We start from the raw sequence: 26,998 nt of genomic DNA, 5'->3' as shown, positions 1-26,998 counted from the left end.
TTGCAATGAAGAAGATTTTGTTATTAGGTTCTGGTGAACTGGGTAAAGAATTTGTTATCTCAGCTCAACGAAAAGGACAGTATATCATAGCTTGCGATTCGTATGTTGGTGCACCTGCTATGCAGGTAGCAGATGAATGTGAAGTGTTCAGCATGCTTGATGGCGATGCTTTGGAACGTGTTGTGCGTAAACATCATCCCGATATCATCGTACCGGAGATTGAGGCTATTCGTACCGAGCGTCTTTATGATTTCGAGAAAGAAGGAATTCAGGTCGTTCCGAGTGCGCGCGCAGTGAACTTTACAATGAACCGTAAAGCCATTCGCGACTTAGCAGCCAAGGAGTTAGGGCTGAAAACGGCAAAATATTTTTATGCAAAATCGCTCGACGAATTGAAGGAAGCTGCTGCTCAGATTGGTTTCCCTTGTGTAGTAAAACCGTTGATGTCTTCATCGGGAAAGGGACAGTCACTTGTAAAGAGTGCAGACGAATTGGAACATGCCTGGGAATATGGTTGCAACGGAAGCCGTGGTGATATCAAGGAACTGATTATTGAAGAATTTATTAAGTTTGACAGTGAGATAACGTTGCTTACTGTAACTCAAAAAAATGGTCCTACGTTGTTCTGCCCGCCTATCGGTCATGTACAGAAAGGTGGAGATTACCGTGAAAGTTTCCAGCCTGCACATATCGATCCGGCTCACTTGAAAGAGGCGCAGGACATGGCAGAAAAAGTGACACGTGCGTTGACGGGCGCAGGCCTGTGGGGAGTAGAATTCTTCTTGAGTCACGAAAATGGTGTCTATTTCTCAGAGCTCTCGCCGCGTCCGCATGATACAGGTATGGTGACATTGGCCGGAACACAGAACCTGAATGAGTTCGAACTGCACCTGCGTGCTGTTTTGGGACTTCCTATTCCTGGCATTAAGCAAGAACGAATGGGAGCCAGTGCGGTTATCCTTTCGCCGATTGCCAGCCAGGAACGCCCAAAATACCGAGGAATGGAAGCTGTGACTGAGGCAGAGGATACTTATCTTCGTATTTTTGGTAAGCCTACTACTCGTGTCAATCGCCGTATGGGTGTGGTATTGTGTTATGCGCCTTTAGGCAGTGACCTCGATGCCCTGCGTGATAAGGCCAAAGCGTTGGCTGCCAAGGTAGAAGTCTATTGATAAGCGTACCCGTTTGCATAAGAATGGCACACTGATCAGAGCAATGATTTCTCGGAATCAGGGTGCCATTCTTCTTTTTTGTTGTACGTTCATTTCAGTGTAAGCCTGAACACCTGGCTTTCTGTACCGAAGTCTGCATCGGGTAGAGAACTACCGGGAGCGAACAGACCGTAAACTGACGATCCGGAACCACTCATCGATGCATAAACAGCCCCCAGCCGATAGAGTTTCGCCTTGATATCACCGATAGTGGGGAATTGTGGGAATACACTTTCTTCGAAATCATTAATCATATAGTCTTTCCATTTTTCTATGGGTAGCTTTATGATGTCTTTCAGGTTGTGTGCTGGATGTTGTGGACAGATGCGGGCAAAAGCGTCGCGTGTAGAAACAAAGACATTCGGTTTCACCAGCAGCAATTGCCAGCCTGCCAACGATAGCTTGACAGGTGAAAAGATATTTCCGATACCTTCCGCATACGTCGGTTGGTTACGGATAAAGAAAGCGCAGTCTGCACCCAGGCGGGCGGCATATTCTTCCAGACAGTCCTCTGTCAGATGTAAGTTATAAATCCCGTTTAGCAGTTTCAGCATGAAGGCCGCATCAGCCGAACCACCTCCCAGCCCGGCTCCCGAGGGAATGTGTTTATGCAGATAGATATCTACGGGAGGCAAGTCACAACCTTCATCTTGTAGTAACTTATAAGCTTTCACAACCAGATTTTTTTCTATATCTCCTTCGATTGACAGTCCGCTTTGTGTAAGCGAATATTTCCCTTCACCTTCATGGCGGGTGCATACTTCCAAAGCGTCTTCTAGCGGGATGGGATAGAAAATGGTTTCCAGATTGTGATATCCATCAGGTCTTTTTTCAGTAATGTTCAAACCCAAATTTATTTTAGCATTCGGAAAGGTGATCATACTTGTTTTAAGTTAGTGGTTGTTCGCACAAATGTAACAATAAACCGGCAAACCACCGCACAAAGGTTTTATAAAAAGACGGGGATGAGGAGATAGAGTATGGAGAATTTCATGTATCTTTGTTTTCCCTTTATGTTAAAAGCAACAAGGGAAAAAGAAATGCATTTAATTAAACCGCTATAATTCAAGACCGTGGCAGAACAGAAACGAAACATACGCACATCGAGAAGCAAGACGCCGCAGCCGGTGACCGACTACGGGCGTATTCAGCCCCAAGCTCCCGAACTGGAGGAAGCTGTACTAGGTGCACTGATGATAGAAAAAGATGCTTATTCACTGGTAGGCGAGATACTGAGGCCGGAATCTTTTTATGAACACCGCCATCAGCTGATTTATGCAGCCATTACCGACCTGGCTGTCAATCAGAAGCCTGTGGATATTCTCACTGTCAAGGATCAGCTTTCCAAGCGGGGAGAATTGGAAGAGGTGGGTGGCCCTTTCTACTTGGCACAACTCAGCAGCAAGGTGGCTTCGTCGGCTCATATTGAATACCATGCCCGCATCATTGCTCAAAAAGCCTTGGCTCGTGAATTAATTACTTTCACCAGCAATATCCAGACGAAGGCTTTTGATGAAACGATCGATGTGGACGACTTGATGCAGGAGGCTGAAGGAAAGCTCTTCGAAATCTCCCAGCAGAACATGAAGAAAGATTATACGCAAATTAATCCCGTCATTTCCGAGGCCTATCAGTTGATACAGAAGGCGGCTGCGCGTACAGACGGTTTGAGCGGATTGGAAAGCGGATTTACCAAACTGGATAAGATGACTTCCGGATGGCAGAACTCCGACCTCATCATCATTGCTGCCCGTCCGGCTATGGGTAAGACTGCTTTCGTGCTGTCTATGGCTAAGAATATTGCCGTGAACTTTCACAATCCCGTCGCACTGTTTTCGCTCGAAATGAGTAATGTGCAGCTCGTGAACCGTCTGATATCGAACGTCTGCGAAATACCAAGCGAGAAAATTAAGAGCGGACAGTTGGCTGACTACGAGTGGCAACAACTGGATTATAAACTGCGTGATCTGCTGGACGCTCCGCTATACGTGGATGATACGCCTTCGCTCTCCGTTTTCGAACTGCGTACCAAGGCACGCCGACTGGTGCGCGAGCACGGGGTGAAGCTCATTATCATCGACTACCTGCAATTGATGAATGCCAGCGGTATGTCCTTCGGTAGCCGTCAGGAAGAGGTCAGCACCATTTCTCGTTCGTTGAAGGGATTGGCCAAGGAACTGAACATCCCCATCATCGCCCTGTCGCAGTTGAATCGTGGTGTAGAAAATCGTGAAGGAGAGGAAGGCAAGCGTCCGCAGCTGAGCGACCTGCGTGAGTCTGGTGCCATCGAGCAGGATGCCGATATGGTATGTTTTATCCATCGTCCCGAATATTATAAGATTTATACTTCGGCCGACGGTACAGACCTGCGCGGTATGGCCGAAATCATTATAGCCAAGCACCGTAATGGTGCTGTCGGTGATGTTCGCCTGCGTTTTATCGGTCAGTATACCCGCTTCCAGAATCCGGAGGACGATTTGGTAATACCGCCTCCGGGCGAAGGTGGAGGAACAACTTTCGGCTCTCGCATGAATGCACCTATTGGGAGTACGGCTACCCCTCCTCCTCCCACTGAAGCTGATTTCAATCCTTTCGGCGGGGTAGGTATGGATGGCCCCGTCCCGTTCTGACGACTGATGGCATGCCAGAAGAAACGTACCAAGCTATTACCCGCTCCGTACCATCTCCGTATTTTCTCCCTGTAAAGGTACCTGTAAACGGAGTTGGTACGGAGCAGGTACGGAGCGGGTTATTTGTTTGCATGGTTTTGCATGGTAAAAATAGGGGATTGAATTTTTTAAAGCTGGTAGTCTGGTAAAGGTGAACGATCGCTATAGAGATTTTACTGTATCATTCGCAGTACTCGTACGCCTGTCCAATTTTTGTTGTGACGGAACATTTGTGCAAAGGAGCCTTCGGACAGAACGACCTGTTTGCTGCTGGAAGATGCATGGAGCAACTTCAGTTGTCCGTCGCGGTAGCAGGCAAAGCCGAGATGAACAACATCCAACCCGGTGATGTTGGTCGTGATGCAGAAGATATCACCGTCCTTGATCCAAGGAAGACCTTCGTCGGAGATTTTTTCTTTAGGGAGATAGTGAAAGGATCCTACGGATAGTTTCCTTTCGACATCTTTCATCTTTTTCACATTTTCAGGAGAGTCCTTCAGATGTCGGTAGGCGTTTGGATGGGTGGACATGAATGAAAGCTTCAGTGGAACAGTATCCGTGCTATTCATTGCTGTAATGTCCTCGATAAAGCCGTTCTGTACGCCGCTTTCTACCCATTCGGCTATGTAGTGCAGGCGTGAAGTATAGCCGTCAATGCGTCCGTCGCGATAGCGGATGCGCTTCAGGTAATCTTCCATTGCTCCACCGCGGACTGTGGCCAGCGACTGGGCTAATACATATTCTACGAATGTAGTGCAATCTACTTCTTCAAGATTCACAACTAACTGTTCTTCGTCGTTTATTTCCAATGTGTGAGCTACATAGGGCTTGCCCAGATAGGTAAGGGCATTGTTTAATACAAGCTGACAGCCGGGCTCTTGAGCACCGGCTGTCAGGGATAAAGAGGCTGCCGTTAGCAGCAGTATAAGGATCGATAGTTTCATTATCATTCAAATTTAAGTCCTTCGCGCAACCATTTTTCCAGTTCGCCTGTCCATTGGCGTTTGTAAGTGAACGCGTCGCGGAACCCCCAGCCGTGGCCACCGGTAGGATAGACATGCAGTGTAGCCGGAACCTGATGTTGGAGCAAGGCTTCAAAGTAATGAATGCCATTGGCTGGAGGTACGGCTCCATCGTCAGCCGAGAGCATGATGAAGGCTTGGGGGGTGCGTTCGTTTACTTGTTTCTCCAGTGTGTATTTATCCTCCAATTCTTGCGAAGGATTGTTGCCTAGCAGGTTTTGGCGGGAGCCTCCGTGGGTCACGCCGGGTACCATCGAAATGACCGGATAGAACAATACTTGAAAGTCGGGGCGCGTCTCGTTACTGCTGTAGAGGGTAGCTAACGAGGCTGCCAAATGGCCGCCGGCCGAGGCACCCATGATTCCGATGCGGTCCGGTCGGATGTTCCATTCCTTGGCATGTTGGCGAACAAGGCGGATGGCTTGCTCGGCGTCGCTCAGCGGTACTTCATAATGGCCGTTCGGCATGCGGTATTTCAGTACAATATAAGTGATACCTTGGGCATTGAGCCAGGGCGCCATGTCGTGGCCTTCGTGGTTCATGGCCAGACGGGCATATCCACCGCCGGGGCACATGATGATGGCCACGCCGTTGGGCTTGTCGGCTTTATAGACAGTAATGGAGGGGGTTATCACATTGGCTACCCGTCCTCCCTCGAGGTCCTCTTCTGTTCCGGTCAGGCCGTTACTGTTGGGCGCTCCGGCGGGCCAGAGTGGAAGTTCAAACGTATTTTGTGCAGATAACATCGTTGCAACAGATAATAAGATTGAAAAAAAGATTGTTTTCATGAGCTTGTCCAATATTTATGATTTGATTTTCATGGATGCCTTGATGAAGTAGAATATCAGGATAGCGTAGGCTGCGAGTGCTACAATCTGTGACCACGTGTTGGCAATCCAGGCGTCGTTGACCAGATTGACACCGCCGAAACGCATACCTGCACTGACTACACCCATCAGTGCACCGCCAGCAATGAAACCAGAGGCCAGCAATGTACCTTTTTCACCACGTTCGGCATTTACTTTGGCATCCTTGCTGCGGGTTGTCACATACCAGTTGATGGCACCGCCCACAAGCAGCGGGATGTTCAGCTCGAGTGGAATGAACATACCCAGGGCGAAAGCCAGTGCGGGCACTTTGAGTAGTGTAAGTACGATGGCTAGTATGGCACCGATGCCGTAGAGCAACCAGGGGGCGGCTACACCGTTCATCAGCGGTTCGATGACGGCAGCCATGGCGTTGGCCTGCGGGGCGGCAAGCTGTCCACTTGTGAAGCCGTAAGTCTTGTTCAGGATAATCATTACTCCGCCTACGGTAGCTGCTGAGACGATGGTACCCAAGAATTTCCAGGCTTCCTGCTTGATGGGAGTTGTTCCCAACCAATAACCGATCTTGAGGTCAGTAATGAACCCACCTGCCATAGACAAAGCTGTGCAGACTACGCCACCCATAACCAGTGCAGCTACCATGCCGCCGGGGCCTTTCAGGCCGACGGCTACCATGACTACCGAAGCCAGTATAAGCGTCATCAGCGTCATGCCCGATACAGGGTTGGTACCTACGATGGCAATGGCATTGGCTGCTACGGTGGTGAAGAGGAAGGCGATACCTGCCACAAGCAGAATAGCTACAACGGTGTGCAGCAGGTTGCCCTGCATCACGTCGAAGTAGAAGAAGAGGAACACCAGCACCAGCGTGATGAGAGAGCCGATGGCGATGAATTTCATCGAGAGGTCGCGCTGGGTACGGATGACGTTAACGTCGGCTTTCGACTTGCCACCCATTTCCTTGGCGGCCAGCCCCACGGCGCTCTTGATGATTCCCCATGACTTGATGATGCCGATGATGCCCGCCATGGCAATACCGCCGATACCGATGCTCTTGGCATAGTAGGTGAATATCTGTTCGGGCGACATCTGGCCGACGGTTGCTGTAATTTCAGGGTTCCATTGGTTCAATACAGCATCACCCCAAATGAGTGACATGCCAGGAATGATGATCCACCACACGGCCAGTGAGCCGAAGCAAATAATAGCAGCATATTTTAAGCCGACGATATAACCCAGACCCAATACGGCTGCGCCGACGTTCACTTTGAACACCAGCTTGGTTTTCTCGGCCAGCATTTCGCCCCACGAGCAGAAGCGGGTAGTAAAGTTTTCGTTCCACCAGCCGAAAGTGGCCACGATGAAGTCGTACAGACCTCCTATCAGACCGGCGGCCAGTAGCGGCTTGGCCTGGCTACCACCTTTCTCGCCCGACACAAGCACCTGTGTGGTAGCTGTGGCTTCGGGGAAAGGATACTTGCCGTGCATGTCGCTGACAAAGTATTTGCGGAAGGGAATGAGGAACAGAATGCCCAATACACCTCCCAGCAGAGAACTAATGAACACCTGGGCAAAAGTGACGGCCACTTCCTGTGGATAGCTTTCCTGCAAGATATAAAGGGCGGGTAGGGTAAAGATGGCACCGGCCACGATAACACCCGAACTGGCACCGATAGATTGGATGATGACATTTTCGCCTAAAGCATGTTTGCGTTTGGCGGCACTCGACACGCCGACGGCAATGATGGCGATGGGGATGGCGGCTTCAAAAACTTGGCCTACCTTCAGGCCCAGATAGGCAGCGGCAGCTGAAAAGAGGATGGCCATGCAGATACCCCACGATACCGACCACACGTTTACTTCGGGATACTTTTTGTCCGGACTCATCAGCGGGTTGTACGTTTCGCCCGGTTTCAGTTCTCGGAATGCGTTTTCCGGCAAACCGGTCACTTGTTCTTCTTCCTGTTTCATAGTAGAATGTTTGATATTGTTTTTTAGAATTAATAATAGGCTAGCTATGTACTCCTTATTTGGAGGTCAAAGAAAATAAAAAAACGGGAGGTGTCAAAATTATCTGTGTCCTAAATGTGGTGAGTGAGGTCTGCAGCCAGTAAGGAGATAAATCTTTTGCCGAAAAACCGGACAGAACGTATGTGTCTGAAGATGGTGAATGGACACAGTACTTTATGGACTTCTGACACAGTGCTTCCTCAGGGTGTAACACAGTGCTTCATGAGGGTCTGAAGAAGTGCTTTATGAGGTGGTGAGAAAGTGCTTCGTGAGTGTGTCAGGAAGTGCTGTGTCAAAGGAGCTTCCTACAGCTGATGTTATTCTGATAAGATTAGGGAGGAAGGAGAACTGCAGGAAAAGAAAAAGGATGCCGTCGCAGTGTCGGGCATCCTTTTCGGTTATAACTTGGTAGGTTTGTTTCTTATTTTTCGCCTTTCGGAGTCATATCTCCTTCGATGAACAGGCGCATCATTTCCGTCTTGGCATTTGTACGCAATGTAATGGACTTCTTGAAGTGACCAGGATACTTGCCTGTTCCGTTGTAAGTTACCTTGATTGTTCCTTTCTTTCCAGGTAATACAGGCTCTTGTGTGTATTCGGGAACTGTACATCCACAAGAGGCTACTGCCTGATGAATGACCAGGGGAGCGTCGCCAATGTTGGTGAAAGTAAATACACAGCTTACTACGGGTTTTTCTTCGGGGAATGTACCGAGGTTGGCAGTGGTTTTATCAAACTTGATTTCAGCCTGTGCCATGGCATAACCCATACCCAACAGGGCAAACATCATATACAAAAATGCTCTCTTCATTTTTATTACACGTTTTCAGTTACTACGGCGGCAAAGATAAGCTATTTTCCTGTAAGTAACTTGTCTTTCGGAGTTTATTAGTATTTTTTTACCTCAAGCTGCCGCCGATGATGTCGAGCAGTTCGTTGGTAATGGTCTGTTGTCGGGTTTTGTTGTATTGCAGCGTCAGGTCCTGAATGAGCTCGTTGGCATTGTCGGTTGCAGCCTGCATGGCCAGCATGCGCGCAGCGTGTTCGGAAGCGTTGGAGTCCTGAAGCACCGTGAATATCTTTTGGCAGAGTACCTTGGGAAGCAGTTCGGCTATCAGCTCGCTGACCGACGGTTCCACAATGTAGTCGTTGTTATAAGTTGCCATTTCTTTCTTGTCGGGATGCATTGCTACTTGCATGCCCATTTGTTCCAGATCAAGAGGGAGATAGTCTTCTTGCTGCAGCACTTGCGAACCCATGGACTTGAAATGGTGATAGATCAGTATGACGCGGTCTATCGCTTTTTCAGCATATAGTGCCAGCAACTGTTCGGCCAGTTGGTAGGCTTCGGTATAGCAAGGTTTATCGGCCATGGACTGATAAGTTCCTTGAGGAGTATATCCTAGCTTCTTGACAGCTTCTTCTACCTTTTTGCCTACGGGGAAAAGGAGAATATTATCTTTACCAAGCGTGCTGTATTCTTCCAGCGTGTGTTCGAGCATTTTCACCACGTTGGAGTTGAAGGCACCGCACAATGAACTGTTGGACGAGAAGGCGACGATAGCAACTTTCGTTACGGGACGTACCTCGATGTAGGGAGATTCGACCGTGATGTCAGTTCCTAAAAAGTTCGTCAGAATCTCATTCAGCTTCTGCTGATAGGGATACATGCTTTCGATCCGTCCCTGTGCTTTGTGGAGTTTGGCAGAAGCCACCATCTTCATGGCTGAAGTAATCTGGCGAGTACTCTTTACGGAATTAATTCTATTTTTTACTTCTTTGAGTGATGCCATTTCTGTTTGATTATGAATGATATATTCAGGATTTAAGGCTATCGGTACAAGATTTTACCGACCTTGTACCGATGTAGCCAGAAGTCCGTCTGTTTATGAGAATTGTCTGGCGACCATTTCGGCCGTTTCTTCCAGCTTTTTGCATACATCGTCATCGATAACACCTTTTTTCAGTACATCGAGTACATCTTCCCGATGGTTCATCTCAAGTGTATCGAGGAAGCTGCGTTCAAAGTCGCTGACCTTGGCTAGCGGAACGTTTTTCAGCAGTCCGTGTGTACCGCAATAGAGGATAGCGACTTGTTTTTCTACCGGCATCGGGCAATACTGTGGCTGTACGAGCAGTCGCGTATTCTTCTGTCCTTTGTCGATGGTGAGAGCCGTAACGGGGTCCATGTCGCCGCTGAACTTGGAGAAGGCTTCCAGTTCGCGATATTGTGCCTGGTCTATCTTCAACGTTCCGGCTACTTTCTTCATGGCCTTGATCTGAGCATTACCACCTACACGGCTGACGGAAATACCTACGTCGATAGCCGGACGGTTGCCTTGGTTGAAGAGGTTGCTGTCGAGGAATATCTGGCCGTCGGTAATGGAGATTACGTTGGTCGGAATATAGGCCGATACGTCACCTGCCTGCGTTTCAATGATGGGGAGTGCCGTCAACGAACCTCCTCCTTTGACTTTGCCTTTCAGACTGTCGGGCAGGTCGTTCATTTGGGCAGCCACTTCGGGCTGGTTGATGATCTTTGCAGCACGTTCCAGCAGACGGGAGTGCAGGTAGAAAATGTCACCCGGATAGGCTTCACGGCCAGAAGGACGGCGCAGAATCAGGGAAACTTCGCGATAGGCGACGGCCTGTTTGGACAAATCGTCGTAAACAACCAGCGCATGACGGCCGGTGTCGCGGAAATATTCACCGATAGCGGCACCTGCGAAAGGAGCATAGTATTGCAGAGCGGCCGGGTCACCGGCTGTTGCAGCTACGACAATGGTATAATCCATGGCTCCATATTGGCGCAGGGTATTGACAATCGTGGCAACAGTAGAACCCTTTTGACCGATAGCCACATAGATACAGTAGACTGGATCCCCTGCTTCGTAGTTGGCCCGCTGATTGATAATGGTATCGATGGCAATAGCTGTCTTACCAGTTTGGCGGTCACCGATAATCAGCTCACGTTGTCCTCGGCCGATAGGAATCATGGCGTCCACCGCTTTCAATCCCGTCTGTAATGGCTGGTTGACCGGTTGGCGGAAAATGACACCAGGAGCTTTACGTTCCAATGGCATCTCACAAAGTTCACCACCTATCAGTCCTTTGCCATCAAGAGGAGCACCTAGTGGATCGATAACACGTCCCAGCATGCTTTCGCCTACCATGATGGAGGCAATACGTTTGGTACGCTTTACGGTGAATCCTTCTTTGATTCGGTCGGTTGGTCCCAGTAATACGGCACCTACATTGTCTTCCTCCAGGTTCATCACAATGGCTTTAATGCCATTTTCAAATTCAAGCAGTTCGTTTGCCTCTGCGTTACGCAGTCCGTATATACGGGCAACACCGTCACTTACCTGGAGTACGGTACCTATTTCGTCCAGTTGGACGCGGGTATCGATGCCTTCCAGTTGTTTGCGTAAGACGTCAGAAACTTCACTTACTTTTATGTTTTCTGAGATCATTTTACTTTCCTAATAATTTACTTTTTACTTTCCTAATGAATAGAGTGAGTCCAACAATCTTGTCTTCATAGCGGAAAATTATACAATTCTGCGGTTCTTGTCGATGAATTGTTGTTTCACTTTCTTGATCTGGGTTGCGATGCTGGCATCCAGGCGAAAATCGTTGATGTCGAAGATAAACCCTCCTTCTATGGCAGGATTTACCTCCGTCTGCAATTCCATGCGGGCATGCAACAGGGAAGAGGCTGTTTGGCGGATACGTTCCTCCACTTTCTGACTGACAGGAATAGCTGTCGTCAGTTTGGCGGTACCAATATGTTTTCTTTGGCGATATAGCCTCTGAAATGACAGGCTGATATATTGAAGCATCCCTTCACGCCTGTTTTTCTGTATCAGTGCTATAGAGCGTTTGAACTCTTCGCTTGCCGGTTGTTCACCACAGGCTGCTGTACAGATAAGCGTGAACTTATCTTCGGCAGAGAGAATAGGGTTCAGTAATGCTTCACGTAGTTCGGAATATGTTTCCAGACTATGTGCCAGTGTACTGAATTCTCTGTACATTATATCTTCCTTACCACTGTTGTAAGCATAATCAATCAATGCTTTGGCATATCGCATTGAAACAATTCCTATATCCATCTTTTCCTTTTATCTATCTCGTTAGTTCTTTTTGGGCGTAGTCAGCATCTCGTCGAGCATGCGTTCTATCATGTCCATTTGTTCGTGCTTTTCGTCCAATTTCTTACGAAGCACTTTTTCGGCAATGTCCACTGAAAGAACTGCCACTTGGCGATGGATGTCGCGAATGGCTTCTTCCTTTTCTTGTTGAATCTGCATGCGCACTTCGTCCAATTCTTTTTGGGCTGCAATTTCTGCTTGTTTGCGTGCGTCGGCGATAATTTTATCACGTTCCTGCATCGCCTCCCGCAAGATGCGTCCCTGTTCCTTGCTAGCAGAAGCTATCAATGCTTCACTCTCTTCTTTCAAATGGGCAAGTTGGGCATTTGCTTCCTGGGCTACCTTCATGGACTGGTCGATGTAAGCTTTTCGTTCTTCTACCATTCGGGTAATCACAGGGAAACCGTATTTGGCCAGGATGACGAAGACAATGCCAAAAGACAAGACCATCCAAAACAGCAGACCACTGTCGGGTAATAACAATGACATAAATATTCGTTTATTTGTCAATCTGTAATGCCCGATCGTTAAAAACGATCAGACATATACAAATTGGAAGTTTTACAAATCAGATGAGGAATACCAACAAACATACAACTACAGCCAGAAGGGCAACACCCTCGATCAAAGCTGCAGCAATAATCATGTTCATACGGATATCGCCTGAAGCTTCCGGTTGACGAGCGATAGCTTCCATAGCCGAGCTTCCGATTCTACCAATACCTAAACCGGCACCAATTACAGCGAGGCCGGCACCCAGTGCAGCTCCCAGTTTTGTAACTCCAACACCTGCCGCAGCAGCTTGTAATAATACAGATAGTAACATAACTTTCTAATTTTTAAAGGGTTATTTTATTAATTGTTTTTCTTCTATTTTAACTTCTTCTTTGTGAGTATGTTCTTCTTGTGCCAGTCCTATAAATACAGCAGACAACATGGTGAAAACATAAGCTTGTATAAAGGCTACCAGTAATTCAAGGGCATTCATGAACAGGTTAAATAAAACGGAAGCAACTGTTAGTGTTCCATTCAGTGCTGGTCCCATGCTGGCAGAAATAAATATCAGTCCGGTCAGTACCAACATTGCTACGTGTCCAGCTAACATATTGGCAAAAAGACGGATCATCAGTGCAAATGGCTTAGTGAAAATACCAAAGAATTCGATAAATGGCATCATCGGTACCGGTACTTTCAGCCACCATGGAACGTCTGGCCAGAAAATATCCTTCCAATAGGTTTTGGTTCCGAACAGATTGACTGCCAAAAAAGTGCAGAGTGCCAATACCATGGTAATGGCAATGTTTCCTGTCACGTTAGCACCACCAGGGAAGAAAGGTATCAACCCCATCAGATTATTGATGAAAATAAAAAAGAAAGCAGTCAAAAGGTAGGGAGCAAATTTTTTGTATTTGGGTCCTACGCAACTTTTGATGATGTCATCATTGACCATCATAATGAGCATTTCCATCAGTCCAACAAATCCTCCAGGAGCTGCACTGTCTTTCGGGTGTCTCTTATACCAGCGTGCTACATAAAGGATGATAAATGTTAGTAGTACACTGTTGATTAGTAACGCTAGAACAACTTTGGTAATCGAAATATCGAAAGGGCGGATTTCGTTACCGGCAGCATCATGTTCTATCAGTTTCCCTTCGTATGGACTACCGGCAGGGGCAATGGACAGTCCTTCGTAGCTGCCTTCATTTTCCTCTAAGCGTGCTGAAGAGAATATGTGCCATCCACTCGTTTGGCTGTACACAATTACTGGTAGAGGAATGGTGAGATGAGTATCTCCCCATGATGTAATGTGCCATTCGTATGAGTCACCGATATGTCCGAATACAATTTCTTTAATATCGACTTTTTCTTCAGCCGGTTGTTCTGAGGAGGAGTCAGCTGACCAAGCGGAAGCAGGACATAGGAGCAATAATGCTGCCATGATGTACAATCCGGTCCATATTTTATACAATCGTTTCATCGTTTATTCTCTTTTTGTGATTTTTTGTTCACTTCAAATGTGAAGAAGAACCAAGAATCATACGTTAGATATATCAAGTAGTTGGCGATGAACGTCAGCAGAAAAGCTTGTGCTTCTTCGCGGACTATCACGCAATAAAGTACCATCAGAATGAATGAGGCAAGCATTCGCATTACACGGAGCAACATATATATTTGCAACAACTTGCCCGTCATCTTTTTGCGACTCCATTCCACTATGTTGATCATTAACCAACCGAATAGAAAGAAATAGGAGGGAATTAATGGATAACCGTTAAAATAATGGTGTGGATTAGTATTAAAATAGATCCATCCTCCTACTATTCCCAATAAGAAGGTTAATACCGCGGTTTGGATCAGGTAATTACGTTTTGTTTTGCTCACGTCCTCATTCGTTTTTTCAATGTATTTATAATAATGTACTTTATTAATTAATGCAGACGGAAACGTTGTTGTCATTCATCTCTACGAATCCTCCCATTATTTCTAAGTTTTGTGACGTACCGTCTGCCGTAACATACAGAATTTTTCCACGTGTGAGTGAAGAAACGATAGGGGCATGTTGTGGCAAAATGGTAAAAGAACCCATGACTCCTGGTAGAGTGACTTGATTCACTTCACCTTGAAAGAGTTTTTTTTCCGGTGATACGATAGTCAACTGTAATTTTTTCATTGCCTTTATTTGATATTTGGTTTATCGTCGGCAGTTAAATAAGCTACAGACAGATAATTACGTATTATGATTTGGCCTGTTGCAACAGCTTTTTACCTTTTTCTATAGCTTCCTCGATAGTACCTACATTCAAGAAAGCTGGTTCGGGTAAGTAGTCAACTTCTCCATCCAAGATCATACGGAATCCCTTGATGGTGTCTTCGATATTCACCATGGTACCGGGGACGCCCGTAAACTGCTCGGCTACGGCAAACGGTTGAGAAAGGAATCGTTGGACACGACGTGCGCGATTAACCAATGTGCGGTCTTCATCCGATAACTCTTCCATACCTAAGATGGAGATGATATCCTGTAATTCCTTGTTTCGTTGCAATATCTGTTTTACCCGTTGGGCAACTTGATAATGCTCTTCGCCTACGATGTGCGGATCCAGAATACGTGAAGTAGATTCCAAAGGATCTACGGCTGGATAGATACCCAGTTCGGTAATTTTACGACTAAGCACTGTCGTTGCGTCCAAGTGAGTAAAGGTTGTAGCTGGAGCAGGGTCGGTCAAGTCATCTGCAGGTACATATACAGCCTGAACTGAAGTAATTGAACCGTTGCGTGTTGATGTGATTCGCTCCTGCATGGCTCCCATTTCAGTTGCCAATGTCGGTTGGTAGCCTACAGCTGAAGGCATACGACCTAACAAAGCAGAAACCTCGGAACCCGCCTGCGTGAAACGGAAGATATTATCAATAAAGAACAGGATATCGCGTGGCCCATCTGTTTCTGAACCCATATCACGGAATGATTCAGCGACAGTCAGACCGGAAAGGGCTACGGATTGACGTGCTCCAGGAGGTTCGTTCATCTGTCCGAATATTAGTGATACTTGAGATTTGGCTACTTCGTTGTAGTCTACTTTTGATAAATCCCAATTTCCTTCTTCCATGCTTTTCTTAAACTCATCTCCATAACGTATTACGCCCGATTCAATCATTTCTCTTAGCAAATCATTACCTTCGCGCGTACGTTCACCTACACCGGCAAATACAGAAAAGCCGTGTTGTTTTTTAGCAATATTATTAATGAGTTCCTGAATAAGGACTGTCTTGCCTACACCTGCACCTCCAAACAAACCGATTTTTCCACCTTTGCTATAAGGCTCTAGTAAATCGATAACTTTAATACCTGTGTAAAGAACTTCTTGAGTTGTGGTTAAGTCTTCAAATTTGGGAGGTTCGCGATGAATGGGGTAAGCGCCTGTGCGGTCCAATTCTCGCATACCGTCAATAGAGTCGCCTACTACGTTCATCAATCGACCTTTGATTTGATCACCTACTGGCATTGTTATAGGACCACCCAAAGGTCGTACTTTCATGCCTCGTTGCAGACCGTCGGTGCTGTCCATCGCTACCGTACGAACAGTGTTTTCACCAATGTGCTGCTGTACCTCCACAATCAGGCGTTTGCCGTTGTGTCTCTTTATTTCGAGTGCATCATGAATGGCTGGAAGAACCGTTTCTGTTTCAGCTCCTTCGAAATATACATCAACCACAGGTCCGATGACCTGGGAAATATGTCCGACAATTTGTGACATAAGCTAATTCTTTATATATAATCTAAATCTCATATTTCTATCGAAGACTAGAAAAATATTGAAAATTTATTCATATCTCTCTTACTTCACGTGCAAAAGTAGAAACAATTCGGCATGAGATGTACTTTTGCATATGTTTTTTTTTAATGATTATATAATTTTGGACGTTTAAGGTTCCTTTTTGAACATTCGGTTTACGTAGATGCAAGTATTGTTAACGTTTGTTTAAGCATATGTTCTCTCTTTCTTTCATGTTGTGAAACATAATAATGTTTGATTACTGGATGAAAATAAAGTGTTATTTTTACACTTAAAAAGGAGTTTGAATCAAATACCAGTTATTATGAAAAAACATTTTTTGTTAGTTGGAGCTATAATTTGTTTATTATCAGCTTCTTGTGTTCAAAAATCTGATTTGACACTTTCTGGATTAAATCCTATGGCTTATCAGACAATAGTGAATGATGCCCAGACCAATTTGTATAAACTGAGAAATCAAAGGGGAATGGAGGTCTGTGTGACAAATTTTGGAGGCCGTATAGTTTCTGTTATGGTCCCAGATAAAAATGGGGAAATGAGGGATGTAGTTTTAGGCTTTGACAGAATTGTTGACTATATTCATATTCCGAGTGATTTTGGTGCGTCTATTGGGCGCTATGCCAATCGTATAAACCAAGGACGTTTGGTCTTGGATGGAGATACGATTCAATTACCGCAAAATAATTTTGGCCATTGTTTACATGGAGGTCCTAAGGGATGGCAGTATCAAGTGTATGACGCTAACCAAATTGATGATACTACACTGGAGTTGACAATTGTTTCGCCAGACGGTGATGAGAACTTTCCTGGAAATGTAACAGCCAAAGTTATCTATAAACTTACGGATGACAATGCCATTGATATCAAATACAGTGCAACGACCGATAAGAAAACGGTGATTAACATGACTAACCATTCATATTTCAATTTGTCAGGAGATCCATCCAAGGCTGCTACTGACCATATTCTATATATAAATGCAGATACTTATACTCCTGTTGACAGTACATTTATGACAACTGGAGAGATTCTGCCTGTAAAAGATACGCCAATGGATTTTACTGTTCCTAAAGTTATAGGAAAGGATATCAGCAATTATGATTTCGTTCAATTGAAGAATGGCAATGGATATGATCATAATTGGGTATTGAATACTAAAGGTGATTTGACGCAGGTCGCTGCTCGTTTGACGTCTCCTGAAACAGGAATAACTTTGGAGGTATATACTAATGAACCTGGAATTCAAGTTTATACAGGTAATTTCTTGGATGGAACAGTAAAAGGTAAAAAAGGTATTGTCTATAATCAACGGGCATCCGTTTGTCTGGAGACTCAGCATTATCCTGATAGTCCCAATAAAGCTGAATGGCCATCTGTGATTCTAGAACCGGGGCAAACATATAACAGTGAATGTATCTTTAAATTCGGTATTGAAAAATAACCTTAAAAATAGTGCTAACTAGAAAAATAGAAATATATGAATTGGAATACAAATGAATTTATCTGGCTCGACTGGGTGATACTTGCTGTAGGAGTCGTAGCTATAGTCTGGGCGATTTATCGTGCCATAAAGAAAGATAAGGAAAAAATGAAAGGTGCCGATAGTCAGGATTATCTGTTCGGAAAAGGCGAACCTTGGTATATCATTGGCGCGGCTATCTTTGCTGCCAACATTGGTTCTGAACATTTGGTTGGTCTTGCAGGAACTGGAGCCAAAGATGGTGTAGGGATGGCTCATTGGGAAATGCAGGGATGGATGATTCTGATTTTGGGATGGCTGTTTGTTCCTTTCTATCAACTGCTGAACAACAAGATGGGTAAGATTATCACTATGCCTGATTTCTTGAAATTCCGTTATACTCAACGTACGGGCTCGTGGTTGTCTATCATCACTTTGATAGCTTATGTGTTGACTAAGGTTTCTGTTACAGCCTTTACAGGTGGTATTTTCTTTGAGTATTTGCTTGGCTTACCTTTTTGGTATGGTGCTATTGGCTTGATTGCTGTTACGGCTGTATTCACGGTTTTCGGTGGTATGAAGGGTGTAATGACACTGTCTGCCATTCAGACTCCGATTTTGATTATCGGTTCTTTCCTGGTATTGTTTTTGGGACTGAGCATGTTGGGTGACGGTAGTATCAGCGAAGGCTGGTCACAGATGATGGCTGTTTGTAACGCTGCTCACGACGGTTTTGGTACAACTCACATGTTCCATACCGATCCTGCAGATCCCATGTATCCGCAATTTCCCGGATATGTAGTATTCCTCGGTGCTTCCATTATTGGGTTCTGGTATTGGTGTACCGACCAACACATCGTACAACGTGTACTCGGACAGCAAAAGGGTGAATCGGACGATGTCGTGATGAAACGTGCTCGTCGTGGTTCTATTGCTGCTGGTTATTTCAAACTGTTACCAGTATTCATGTTCTTGATTCCTGGTATGGTTGCTTATGCGCTTGCTCAAAAGACTGGTAGTGGCATTGTGATGGATATTACCAACGCTCACGATACAGACGGTGCTTTTGCCATGATGGTGAAAAATATTTTGCCTGCCGGTATTAAGGGAATTGTGACTATCGGTTTCATCTGTGCTCTTGTCGCCTCGCTGGCAGCCTTCTTCAACAGCTGCGCCACGTTGTTCACAGAGGACTTTTACAAACCGATGAAGAAAGGCATGAGCGAAAGCCATTACGTACTGGTAGGGCGTATTGCTACAGTAGTAGTCGTATTGCTGGGCCTGGCCTGGATGCCTATCATGATGAATATGGGAAATCTTTATTCATACCTGCAGGACATTCAGTCACTGATTGCACCCGCAATGGTTGCTGTCTTTACGCTGGGTATCTTCTCAAAGCGTATCACTCCGAAAGCAGGCGAATGGGGACTCATCGGCGGTTTCCTCATCGGTATGGTCCGTCTGCTTACCAATGTCATCACAGATTCGGGTAAGGCCGTGATGGATGGTGCTTTCTGGGAATGCACTACTTGGTTCTGGCAGACCAATTGGCTTATTTTCGAAGTCTGGTTGCTTGTCTTTTTGATTGTTTTGATGGTTGTTGTATCCTGCTTTACGCCGAAACCTTCTGCCCAGCAGATTGAAGCCATTACTTTCACTGGCAGTTATAAACAACTCATCCGTGAGAGCTGGAATAAATGGGACGTTATTGCTTCACTGGGTGTCGTGTTGCTTTGTGCCCTGTTCTATGCTTATTTCTGGTAATTGTATTTAATGTTTCTTGAATGACAACATATTATAATATTAATCCGAAGTTCTATATTTCGGTAGACTGCATTATTTTCGGTTTCAGCAAAGGAGAACTGAGCCTTCTCCTGTTGAAACGAAACTTTGAGCCGGCCAAAGGCGAGTGGTCGCTGATGGGCGGTTTTGTGCAGGAAAATGAAAGCGTGGACGATGCTGCCAAACGAGTCTTGGCTGAGTTGACAGGTTTGGAACAAGTCTATATAGAACAGGTTGGAGCGTTCGGTGCCATAGACCGCGATCCGGGAGGAAGAGTCATTTCCATTGCATATTATGCCTTGATCAATATCGATGAATACGACCGTGAACTGGTTCAACAGCATAATGCTTTCTGGATTGGAATCAATGACTTGCCTCCTTTGATATTCGACCATTTGGAGATGGTTCAGAAGGCACGTGCTATGATGCAGAAGAAAGCATCTACGGAGCCTATCGGCTTCAATCTGCTTCCCAAGCTCTTTACCCTGTCACAATTGCAAAGTCTGTATGAAGCTATTTATGGAGAGCCTATTGATAAACGCAATTTCCGTAAGCGGATTGCGGAGATGAACTACATTGAGAAGACGGACAAAAAAGACAAAACCGGCTCCAAACGTAGTGCGGCCCTGTATCAATTTAATGAGAACATTTATCGGAAAGCTCCTAAATTTAAATTATAAGTTAACGTTTAAGCGATATAATTATGCTAGAAGAACTGAAAGAAAAAGTATTCCGTGCCAACCTCGACTTGGTGAAGCACGGACTGGTCATCTTCACTTGGGGAAACGTGTCGGCCATCGACCGCGCAAGCGGGCTGGTGGTCATCAAGCCCAGTGGTGTAAGCTATGACGAGATGAAGGCCACGGACATGGTGGTGGTAGATCTAGACGGTAAGGTAGTGGAGGGGAATCTTCGTCCTTCTTCAGATACGCCGACCCATGTGGTGCTCTACAAGGCTTTTCCCGAAATCGGTGGAGTGGTGCATACACACTCTACCTATGCCACTGCCTGGGCACAGGCCGGATGCGATATACCTAACATCGGCACGACGCACGCCGACTACTTTCACGACGCCATTCCCTGCACGGCCGACATGACCGAGGCCGAAGTGAAGGGCGAGTATGAGCTGGAGACGGGCAACGTCATCGTGAAGCGTTTCGAAGGCCTGAACCCCGTGCACACACCAGGCGTGCTGGTCAAGAACCACGGTCCCTTTGCCTGGGGCAAGGATGCGCACGACGCTGTTCACAACGCCGTCGTCATGGAGCAGGTGGCCAAGATGGCATCCATTGCCTACGCCGTCAATCCTAACCTGACCATGAACCCGCTGCTCATCGAGAAGCACTTCAGCCGCAAGCACGGACCGAATGCCTACTACGGACAGAAGAAATGATATGAATAATCAACCAAAAAGAATCATAACCCAATAATTAATAAACATTGTACTATTATGAACGCATTTGATCAATATGAAGTATGGTTCGTCACAGGAGCACAGCTTCTGTACGGAGGAGACGCAGTAATCGCAGTAGATGCACACAGCAACGAGATGGTTAAGGGGCTGAACGAGTCGGGCAAGCTGCCTGTCAAGGTGGTATATAAAGGTACGGCCAACTCGTCCAAGGAAGTGGAAGCCGTGTTCAAGGCTGCCAACAACGAAGAACGCTGTATCGGTGTCATCACCTGGATGCACACCTTCTCGCCCGCCAAGATGTGGATTCACGGCTTGCAGCAGCTGAAGAAGCCGTTGCTCCACCTGCACACGCAGTACAACAAGGAAATTCCCTGGGATACGATGGACATGGACTTCATGAACCTCAACCAGAGTGCCCACGGCGACCGTGAGTTCGGCCACATCTGCACCCGCATGCGCATCCGCCGCAAAGTGGTGGTAGGCTACTGGAAGGAAGAGGAAACGCAGAAGAAGATCGCCGTATGGATGCGCGTCTGCGCCGCTTGGGCCGATGCTCAGGACATGCTCATTATCCGCTTCGGCGACCAGATGAACAACGTGGCCGTGACCGACGGCGACAAGGTGGAGGCCGAGCAGCGCATGGGCTACCACGTGGACTATTGCCCCGTGAGCGAGCTGATGGAATACCACGCACAGGTGAAGGACGAAGACGTGAAGGCTCTGGTGGACGAATACTTCCGCCTCTACGACCACGACGCCGCATTGGAAGACGGACGTACCGAGGCTTATGGAAAGGTATGGAATGCCGCCAAGGCCGAACTCGCCCTGCGTGCCATCCTGAAGGCGAAGGGTGCCAAAGGCTTCACCACCAACTTCGACGACCTGGGCCAGACCGACGGCAGCTACTTCGACCAGATTCCGGGATTGGCATCTCAGCGCCTGATGGCCGAGGGTTACGGCTTCGGTGCCGAAGGCGACTGGAAGTCTGCCGCCCTCTACCGCACCGTATGGGTGATGAACCAGGGCCTGCCCACCGGCTGTTCCTTCCTTGAGGACTACACGCTGAACTTCGACGGCGAGAACAGCTCCATCCTTCAGGCCCACATGCTGGAGGTATGTCCGCTCATCGCTGCCCAGAAACCCCGCCTGGAGGTACACTTTCTCGGCATCGGCATCCGCAAGAGCCAGACGGCCCGTCTCGTGTTCACGTCGAAGGTGGGTACCGGCTGCACCGCTACGGTCGTTGACTTGGGCAACCGCTTCCGCCTGATTGTAAACGATGTAGAGTGCATCGAGCCGAAACCGCTGCCCAAGCTGCCCGTGGCTTCCGCCCTGTGGAAACCGATGCCCAACTTCGAGGTAGGCGCAGGCGCCTGGATCCTGGCCGGTGGTACACACCACTCCTGCTTCTCCTACGACCTGACGGCCGAATACTGGGAAGACTACGCCGAGATTGCAGGCATCGAGATGGTTCACATCAACAAGGACACCACTATCAGCGAGTTCAAGAAAGAGCTCCGCATGAACGAAGTGTACTACATGCTGAACAAGGCGCTTTGCTAAATCTGTAACCGAAGAAAGGAAGGCACATATTGAGTGTGTCTTCCTTCTTCTTTTTGTTTCACCTTATATACAATACCATTCGTATGAAATCAGATCCCAAATCCACCATAGAAGCCGGACGCGCCATCCTCGGCATCGAGTTCGGCTCCACCCGCATCAAGGCGGTACTCATCGACGAGGAAAACAAGCCCATCGCACAGGGCAGCCACACGTGGGAGAACCAGCTTGTCGACGGCCTCTGGACCTACAGCCTCGACGCCGTGTGGGGCGGCCTGCAAGACTGCTACGCCGACCTGCAAGCCGACGTGAAGAAGCAGTATGGCACGGAGATAGAGACCCTCGCCGCCATCGGCGTCAGCGCCATGATGCACGGCTACATGGCCTTCGACAAGCAGCAGAACATCCTCGTGCCCTTCCGCACGTGGCGCAACACGAACACCGGTCCCGCCGCCGCCCGGCTGTCCGAGCTCTTTGTTTACAACATCCCCCTGCGCTGGAGCATCTCGCACCTCTACCAGGCCATTCTGAACGGCGAGGCCCATGTGCCCTCCATCGACTTTCTGACGACGCTGGCCGGATACGTCCACTGGCAGCTGACGGGTGAACGCGTGCTGGGCATCGGCGATGCCTCCGGTATGCTGCCCATCGATCCCGAAACGAAAGACTATTCCGCCCCGATGGTGGAGAAGTTCGAGCAGCTGATTGCTCCGGGCTACGGCTGGAAGCTGCGCGACATCCTGCCTCGTGTGCTGATGGCCGGTGAGGATGCCGGACGCCTGACGGCCGAAGGTGCCCGCAAGCTCGACCCCACGGGACGGCTGAAAGCCGGTATCCCGCTCTGTCCGCCCGAAGGCGACGCAGGCACGGGCATGGTGGCCACCAACGCCGTGAAGCAGCGCACGGGCAACGTCTCCGCCGGAACGTCGTCGTTCTCCATGATTGTGCTGGAGAAGGAGCTTTCGCGCCCCTACGAGGCCATCGACATCGTGACCACGCCCGACGGAAGCCCCGTGGCGATGGTCCACTGCAACAACTGCACCTCCGACCTCAACGCGTGGGTCAACCTCTTCAAGGAATACCAGGAACTGATGGGATTGCCCGTCGACATGAACGACATCTACGGCAAACTCTACAACCATGCCCTCGAAGGCGATGCCGACTGCGGCGGCCTGATGGCCTACAACTATTTCTCCGGCGAACCCGTCACCGGACTGGCCGAAGGGCGTCCCTTGTTCGTGCGCTCGGCCACGGACAAGTTCAGCCTGGCCAACCTGATGCGCGCCCACCTCTACGCTTCCGTGGCCGTGCTGAAAATAGGCAACGACATCCTGTTCAACGACGAGAAAATCCGTGTGGACCGCATCACGGGCCACGGCGGCCTGTTCAAGACCAAGGGCGTGGGCCAGCGCATCCTGGCGGCAGCCATCAACTCGCCCATCTCCGTCATGGAGACGGCAGGCGAGGGGGGAGCCTGGGGCATCGCCCTGCTGGGTTCCTACCTGGTGAACAATGCTCAGGGCCTGTCGTTGCCCGACTTCCTGGACGCGCAGGTGTTTGCCGGCGACGCCGGTGTCGAGATGGCGCCCGTGCCCGAAGACGTGGCCGGCTTCAACGCCTACATCGAGACCTACAAGGCTTGCCTGCCTGTGGAAGCGTCAGCTGTCAGTTGCAAGAAATAGGCGAAGGCCTCGGACGGCCAGCCAACACAGGTCGGGAGCAAATCTGCGGCCTCGGATAGCCAGCCGACATAGGTCGGGAGCATTTCTGAGGCCTCGGACAGCCAGCCGACATAGGTCGGGAGCATTTCTGAGGCCTCGGACGGCCAGCCGACCTATATCGGGAGCATTTCCGAGGGCTCGGACGGCCAGCCGACCTATATCGGGAGCATTTCCGAGGGCTCGGACGGCCAGCCGACCTATATCGGGAGCATTCCCGAGGGCTCGGACGGTCAGCCGACACCTGTCGGCTGGCTTTCCTTATCTATCAACAACTGTAGAACTCTATTTATCATACTTAAAGATTACTATTCCATGACAAACAAACTCTTCCTCAGCAGCCTGCTGCTGACCGCCTCGCTGTCGCTCCCCGCACAGCGCAGCGCGAACCTTACCGTGGAGGCCGACCGCGGCAACCAAATCATTCCGAAAGAAATCTACGGCCAGTTTGCCGAACACCTGGGCACCTGCATCTACGGCGGCCTGTGGGTGGGCGAGGACTCGCCGATACCCAACATCCAGGGCTACCGCACCGACGTGTTCAACGCCCTGAAGGAGCTCCGCGTGCCCGTCCTGCGCTGGCCCGGCGGCTGCTTTGCCGACGAATACCACTGGATGGACGGCATCGGTCCCCGTGAGCAGCGCCCTAAGATGGTGAACAACAACTGGGGCGGCACCATCGAGGACAACAGCTTCGGCACGCACGAGTTCCTGAACCTCTGCGAGATGCTGGGCTGCGAGCCCTACGTCAGCGGAAACGTGGGCAGCGGCACGGTCGAGGAGCTGGCCAAGTGGGTGGAATACATGACCTCCGAGGGCGATTCGCCCATGGCACGCCTGCGCCGGCAGAACGGACGCGACAAGGCCTGGAAGGTGAAATACCTCGGCGTGGGCAACGAGAGCTGGGGATGTGGCGGCAGCATGCGCCCCGAATACTACGCCGACCTCTACCGCCGCTACTCCACCTACTGCCGCAACTACGACGGCAACCGCCTGTTCAAGATAGCCAGCGGTGCCAGCGATTATGACTACAACTGGACCGACGTCCTCATGAACCGCGTGGGAGGACGGATGCAGGGTCTCTCGCTCCATTACTACACCGTGGCAGGCTGGAGCGGCAGCAAGGGTTCGGCCACGCAGTTCACCGACGAAGACTACTACTGGGCGCTGGGCAAGTGCCGCGAGGTGGAGGACGTCATCCGTCGCCACTGCGCCATCATGGACAAGTATGACCCCAAGAAGCAGATAGCCCTGATGCTCGACGAGTGGGGCACGTGGTGGGATGAAGAACCGGGCACTATCCGCGGACACCTCTACCAGCAGAACTCCCTACGCGACGCCTTCGTGGCCTCCCTTTCGCTCGACATCTTCCACAAGTACACCGATCGCCTGAAGATGGCCAACATCGCCCAGGTGGTCAACGTCCTCCAGTCCATGATTCTGACGAAGGACGACCGCATGGTCTTGACGCCTACGTACTACGTCTTCAAGATGTACCGCGTGCACCAGGATGCCACTTATTTGCCGTTGGAACTGGACTGCGCCACTGTCGATGTGCGCGACGGCCGACGCTTGCCGCTGCTCAGCGCCACCGCCTCGCGCGACAAGGAGGGGCGCGTGCACCTCTCGCTCTCCAACGTCGATTTGAATGAAGCACAGGAAGTCACCGTCCACCTGCCTGGCATCACGGCACTCAAGGCCGTGGGCGAGGTGCTGACGGCCGAGCACGTCACCGACTGCAACACCTTCGACCAGCCCGACCGCGTGCGGCCCGTACCGTTCAAGGATACCAAAATTGAGAAGGGAGTTCTGCGATTGACGTTGCCGGCGAAGTCCATCGTGACGCTGGAGCTGCAATGACGGTTCTGCCGCGGATGACGCGGAATACGCAGATTTTTCTAAAAAGGGGGGGCTTCGGCCCCCTTTTTTATACACCAGTTTGTTTATGAAAATATTGTGTGTCTTTCTTATGTTCTCTTCGTTACCCTTGTACAATCATCAGCGAGAAGTAGGGGAAGCGCCGCGCGGCCACCACCGCCGCGTCGCACGTGTAGAACTCCGTCGCCGTACCTACGTTCTCGAAGTAGTGGTACGTGTACTCTGGATGCAGGGCCATGCAGCGGTGCACTTCGTCGGCGCATTGCGACAGCTTCATGATGACCACCGTTCCGCCGTCGTCCACCAGCCGTTCCAACTCCTGTGCGGTCGCCGTGCCGGGCAACACCGTGAGCCGCTGTTCCTGGCTGGCTGTGTGCAGTCCTGCCAGGGCTCCTGCAGCAATGAAGGCAGGGATGCCCGCCACGTGTTCCGCCGCCCGTCCGTCGGCCCGCAACCGCTCGAAGACGTAGTGGACGGACGAGTAGAAGCCCGCGTCGCCCTCTGCTACGATGCAGACGTGCAGACCCTCGTCCTGCAGGGCACGCGCTTCGGCATACACGCCGTCGTAGGCCTGAAGCGCCGCTTCGCGCCGTTTGCTCATGGGTAGCAGGAAGCGGCGGATGTGGTCGTCGCCCACGCCGAGCCACCGCACGATGTTCGCTGCGCGCGAGGTGCGCTCTCCGTTGCGCCCCTCCGTCTCGGGGCAGAACACGATGTCGGCTGCCTGCAGGGCCTTCCAGCCCTTCAGGGTGATGAGTTCCGGGTCGCCGGGGCCCAGGGAGATGAACAGGATGGGGTAGTGGTTCATAGTTTTTTCTTCTGTTGTTTCGGTTTTTTTGCGGTGGCAAAATTACAAAAAGAAATGCGGAACGGGTGTGTGTCGCGGATGGTTTTTCAACCACAGATTATCCTGTCTGCGTATCCATTCCATTGTCCGCCGATAGGGAAGTTTCACACACGTAAGTTGCGATATTCAGTCGTTTCGGTTAACTTTGCACCTGA

Annotated in this window: 24 protein-coding genes; 9 read left to right on the top strand and 15 right to left on the bottom strand. The window is 49.2% G+C overall.

The features are described from left to right. The first annotated feature begins 5 nt into the window (after nt 1-5). Nucleotides 6-1,172: a formate-dependent phosphoribosylglycinamide formyltransferase gene (gene purT, locus BQ8005_RS02895; RefSeq protein ID WP_075316979.1), complete on the top strand. Its 1,167-nt coding sequence runs from the start codon at nt 6-8 to the stop codon at nt 1,170-1,172. An 89-nt stretch (nt 1,173-1,261) separates the two neighbouring features. On the opposite strand, the gene ispE is transcribed toward purT, so the two are convergent. After that, on the bottom strand, nt 1,262-2,092 hold the full coding sequence (gene ispE, locus BQ8005_RS02890; protein WP_075316978.1) for a 4-(cytidine 5'-diphospho)-2-C-methyl-D-erythritol kinase: 831 nt from the start codon (nt 2,090-2,092) through the stop codon (nt 1,262-1,264). 192 nt (nt 2,093-2,284) lie between these two features. On the opposite strand from ispE, the gene dnaB reads away from it, so the two are divergent. Next, complete coding sequence (gene dnaB / locus BQ8005_RS02885) at nt 2,285-3,841, top strand: replicative DNA helicase (RefSeq protein WP_021848531.1); 1,557 nt, start codon at nt 2,285-2,287, stop codon at nt 3,839-3,841. A 212-nt stretch (nt 3,842-4,053) separates the two neighbouring features. On the opposite strand, the gene BQ8005_RS02880 is transcribed toward dnaB, so the two are convergent. The 13 genes from BQ8005_RS02880 to atpD all read right to left on the bottom strand — a co-directional run bounded on the left by BQ8005_RS02880 (nt 4,054) and on the right by atpD (nt 16,146). Then, complete coding sequence (locus tag BQ8005_RS02880) at nt 4,054-4,824, bottom strand: N-acetylmuramoyl-L-alanine amidase-like domain-containing protein (RefSeq protein ID WP_234983987.1); 771 nt, start codon at nt 4,822-4,824, stop codon at nt 4,054-4,056. Between the two features lie 2 nt (nt 4,825-4,826). After that, nucleotides 4,827-5,690 (bottom strand): alpha/beta hydrolase, encoded by an 864-nt coding sequence (locus tag BQ8005_RS02875; RefSeq protein ID WP_075318873.1) that lies wholly within the window; start codon nt 5,688-5,690, stop codon nt 4,827-4,829. A gap of 15 nt (nt 5,691-5,705) precedes the next feature. Further along, complete coding sequence (locus BQ8005_RS02870) at nt 5,706-7,700, bottom strand: OPT family oligopeptide transporter (protein ID WP_075316976.1); 1,995 nt, start codon at nt 7,698-7,700, stop codon at nt 5,706-5,708. 460 nt (nt 7,701-8,160) lie between these two features. After that, nucleotides 8,161-8,550 (bottom strand): DUF1573 domain-containing protein, encoded by a 390-nt coding sequence (locus BQ8005_RS02865; RefSeq protein ID WP_021848527.1) that lies wholly within the window; start codon nt 8,548-8,550, stop codon nt 8,161-8,163. Nucleotides 8,551-8,638: 88 nt separating this feature from the next. Next, entirely contained in the window at nt 8,639-9,532 is an 894-nt protein-coding gene (locus tag BQ8005_RS02860) for a F0F1 ATP synthase subunit gamma (protein WP_075316975.1), read from the bottom strand. A gap of 93 nt (nt 9,533-9,625) precedes the next feature. After that, nucleotides 9,626-11,209, bottom strand: a complete 1,584-nt coding sequence (gene atpA, locus BQ8005_RS02855; RefSeq protein ID WP_111936090.1) for a F0F1 ATP synthase subunit alpha — start codon at nt 11,207-11,209, stop codon at nt 9,626-9,628. A gap of 81 nt (nt 11,210-11,290) precedes the next feature. Further along, nucleotides 11,291-11,851, bottom strand: a complete 561-nt coding sequence (locus BQ8005_RS02850; protein WP_075316973.1) for a F0F1 ATP synthase subunit delta — start codon at nt 11,849-11,851, stop codon at nt 11,291-11,293. A gap of 21 nt (nt 11,852-11,872) precedes the next feature. Next, entirely contained in the window at nt 11,873-12,379 is a 507-nt protein-coding gene (gene atpF / locus BQ8005_RS02845) for a F0F1 ATP synthase subunit B (protein WP_021848523.1), read from the bottom strand. 79 nt (nt 12,380-12,458) lie between these two features. Continuing rightward, entirely contained in the window at nt 12,459-12,716 is a 258-nt protein-coding gene (atpE, locus tag BQ8005_RS02840; RefSeq protein WP_075316972.1) for an ATP synthase F0 subunit C, read from the bottom strand. 21 nt (nt 12,717-12,737) lie between these two features. Next, nucleotides 12,738-13,868 carry a F0F1 ATP synthase subunit A gene (gene atpB, locus BQ8005_RS02835; RefSeq protein ID WP_075316971.1) on the bottom strand — a complete coding sequence of 377 codons (1,131 nt, stop codon included), beginning with the start codon at nt 13,866-13,868 and terminating at the stop codon, nt 12,738-12,740. Then, nucleotides 13,865-14,272 (bottom strand): hypothetical protein, encoded by a 408-nt coding sequence (locus BQ8005_RS02830; protein WP_021848520.1) that lies wholly within the window; start codon nt 14,270-14,272, stop codon nt 13,865-13,867. The genes atpB and BQ8005_RS02830 overlap by 4 nt, the downstream gene beginning before the upstream one ends. 43 nt (nt 14,273-14,315) lie before the next feature. Further along, nucleotides 14,316-14,561: an ATP synthase F1 subunit epsilon gene (gene atpC / locus BQ8005_RS02825; RefSeq protein WP_075316970.1), complete on the bottom strand. Its 246-nt coding sequence runs from the start codon at nt 14,559-14,561 to the stop codon at nt 14,316-14,318. Between the two features lie 64 nt (nt 14,562-14,625). Next, nucleotides 14,626-16,146: a F0F1 ATP synthase subunit beta gene (atpD, locus tag BQ8005_RS02820; protein ID WP_075316969.1), complete on the bottom strand. Its 1,521-nt coding sequence runs from the start codon at nt 16,144-16,146 to the stop codon at nt 14,626-14,628. Between the two features lie 343 nt (nt 16,147-16,489). On the opposite strand from atpD, the gene BQ8005_RS02815 reads away from it, so the two are divergent. The 7 genes from BQ8005_RS02815 (at nt 16,490) to BQ8005_RS02785 (ending at nt 25,978) form a co-directional block, all read left to right on the top strand. Then, complete coding sequence (locus BQ8005_RS02815; protein WP_075318871.1) at nt 16,490-17,626, top strand: aldose epimerase family protein; 1,137 nt, start codon at nt 16,490-16,492, stop codon at nt 17,624-17,626. A gap of 36 nt (nt 17,627-17,662) precedes the next feature. After that, nucleotides 17,663-19,408 carry a sodium:solute symporter gene (locus BQ8005_RS02810; protein WP_021848516.1) on the top strand — a complete coding sequence of 582 codons (1,746 nt, stop codon included), beginning with the start codon at nt 17,663-17,665 and terminating at the stop codon, nt 19,406-19,408. A gap of 20 nt (nt 19,409-19,428) precedes the next feature. Then, nucleotides 19,429-20,106, top strand: coding sequence for an NUDIX hydrolase (locus BQ8005_RS02805; protein ID WP_075316968.1), 678 nt, complete (start codon nt 19,429-19,431; stop codon nt 20,104-20,106). 23 nt (nt 20,107-20,129) lie between these two features. Then, complete coding sequence (locus BQ8005_RS02800; RefSeq protein WP_075316967.1) at nt 20,130-20,819, top strand: L-ribulose-5-phosphate 4-epimerase; 690 nt, start codon at nt 20,130-20,132, stop codon at nt 20,817-20,819. A 57-nt stretch (nt 20,820-20,876) separates the two neighbouring features. Beyond that, the gene (araA, locus tag BQ8005_RS02795) at nt 20,877-22,403 is read left to right on the top strand and encodes an L-arabinose isomerase (RefSeq protein ID WP_021848513.1); all 1,527 of its coding nucleotides are present in this window, start codon (nt 20,877-20,879) and stop codon (nt 22,401-22,403) included. Nucleotides 22,404-22,486: 83 nt separating this feature from the next. Beyond that, nucleotides 22,487-24,082, top strand: a complete 1,596-nt coding sequence (locus tag BQ8005_RS02790; protein ID WP_075316966.1) for a xylulokinase — start codon at nt 22,487-22,489, stop codon at nt 24,080-24,082. Nucleotides 24,083-24,433: 351 nt separating this feature from the next. Beyond that, on the top strand, nt 24,434-25,978 hold the full coding sequence (locus BQ8005_RS02785; RefSeq protein ID WP_075316965.1) for an alpha-N-arabinofuranosidase: 1,545 nt from the start codon (nt 24,434-24,436) through the stop codon (nt 25,976-25,978). A gap of 121 nt (nt 25,979-26,099) precedes the next feature. Here the strand turns inward: BQ8005_RS02785 and BQ8005_RS02780 are convergent, their stop codons facing one another. Then, complete coding sequence (locus BQ8005_RS02780; protein WP_075316964.1) at nt 26,100-26,804, bottom strand: precorrin-2 C(20)-methyltransferase; 705 nt, start codon at nt 26,802-26,804, stop codon at nt 26,100-26,102. Nucleotides 26,805-26,998 lie beyond the last annotated feature (194 nt).

This window comes from Bacteroides togonis, assembly GCF_900130135.1.
In the GTDB taxonomy this organism is placed as follows: Bacteria; Bacteroidota; Bacteroidia; order Bacteroidales; family Bacteroidaceae; genus Bacteroides; species Bacteroides pullorum.
Note: the sequence above shows the minus strand (reverse complement) of the source record. Positions and strands in the feature narration are given on the sequence as shown.

What these genes read in the sequence shown, in the direction of transcription:
- atpD (WP_075316969.1), bottom strand. Translation starts at nt 16,146, where the DNA reads ATGTCACAAATTGTCGGACATATTTCCCAGGTCATCGGACCTGTGGTT.
- BQ8005_RS02780 (WP_075316964.1), bottom strand. Translation starts at nt 26,804, where the DNA reads ATGAACCACTACCCCATCCTGTTCATCTCCCTGGGCCCCGGCGACCCG.
- ispE (WP_075316978.1), bottom strand. Translation starts at nt 2,092, where the DNA reads ATGATCACCTTTCCGAATGCTAAAATAAATTTGGGTTTGAACATTACT.
- atpB (WP_075316971.1), bottom strand. Translation starts at nt 13,868, where the DNA reads ATGAAACGATTGTATAAAATATGGACCGGATTGTACATCATGGCAGCA.
- atpE (WP_075316972.1), bottom strand. Translation starts at nt 12,716, where the DNA reads ATGTTACTATCTGTATTATTACAAGCTGCTGCGGCAGGTGTTGGAGTT.
- BQ8005_RS02790 (WP_075316966.1), top strand. Translation starts at nt 22,487, where the DNA reads ATGAAATCAGATCCCAAATCCACCATAGAAGCCGGACGCGCCATCCTC.
- BQ8005_RS02875 (WP_075318873.1), bottom strand. Translation starts at nt 5,690, where the DNA reads ATGAAAACAATCTTTTTTTCAATCTTATTATCTGTTGCAACGATGTTA.
- BQ8005_RS02850 (WP_075316973.1), bottom strand. Translation starts at nt 11,851, where the DNA reads ATGGATATAGGAATTGTTTCAATGCGATATGCCAAAGCATTGATTGAT.
- BQ8005_RS02815 (WP_075318871.1), top strand. Translation starts at nt 16,490, where the DNA reads ATGAAAAAACATTTTTTGTTAGTTGGAGCTATAATTTGTTTATTATCA.
- atpC (WP_075316970.1), bottom strand. Translation starts at nt 14,561, where the DNA reads ATGAAAAAATTACAGTTGACTATCGTATCACCGGAAAAAAAACTCTTT.
- araA (WP_021848513.1), top strand. Translation starts at nt 20,877, where the DNA reads ATGAACGCATTTGATCAATATGAAGTATGGTTCGTCACAGGAGCACAG.
- BQ8005_RS02860 (WP_075316975.1), bottom strand. Translation starts at nt 9,532, where the DNA reads ATGGCATCACTCAAAGAAGTAAAAAATAGAATTAATTCCGTAAAGAGT.
- BQ8005_RS02865 (WP_021848527.1), bottom strand. Translation starts at nt 8,550, where the DNA reads ATGAAGAGAGCATTTTTGTATATGATGTTTGCCCTGTTGGGTATGGGT.
- BQ8005_RS02800 (WP_075316967.1), top strand. Translation starts at nt 20,130, where the DNA reads ATGCTAGAAGAACTGAAAGAAAAAGTATTCCGTGCCAACCTCGACTTG.
- BQ8005_RS02785 (WP_075316965.1), top strand. Translation starts at nt 24,434, where the DNA reads ATGACAAACAAACTCTTCCTCAGCAGCCTGCTGCTGACCGCCTCGCTG.
- BQ8005_RS02870 (WP_075316976.1), bottom strand. Translation starts at nt 7,700, where the DNA reads ATGAAACAGGAAGAAGAACAAGTGACCGGTTTGCCGGAAAACGCATTC.
- purT (WP_075316979.1), top strand. Translation starts at nt 6, where the DNA reads ATGAAGAAGATTTTGTTATTAGGTTCTGGTGAACTGGGTAAAGAATTT.
- BQ8005_RS02880 (WP_234983987.1), bottom strand. Translation starts at nt 4,824, where the DNA reads ATGAAACTATCGATCCTTATACTGCTGCTAACGGCAGCCTCTTTATCC.
- atpF (WP_021848523.1), bottom strand. Translation starts at nt 12,379, where the DNA reads ATGTCATTGTTATTACCCGACAGTGGTCTGCTGTTTTGGATGGTCTTG.
- BQ8005_RS02810 (WP_021848516.1), top strand. Translation starts at nt 17,663, where the DNA reads ATGAATTGGAATACAAATGAATTTATCTGGCTCGACTGGGTGATACTT.
- BQ8005_RS02805 (WP_075316968.1), top strand. Translation starts at nt 19,429, where the DNA reads ATGACAACATATTATAATATTAATCCGAAGTTCTATATTTCGGTAGAC.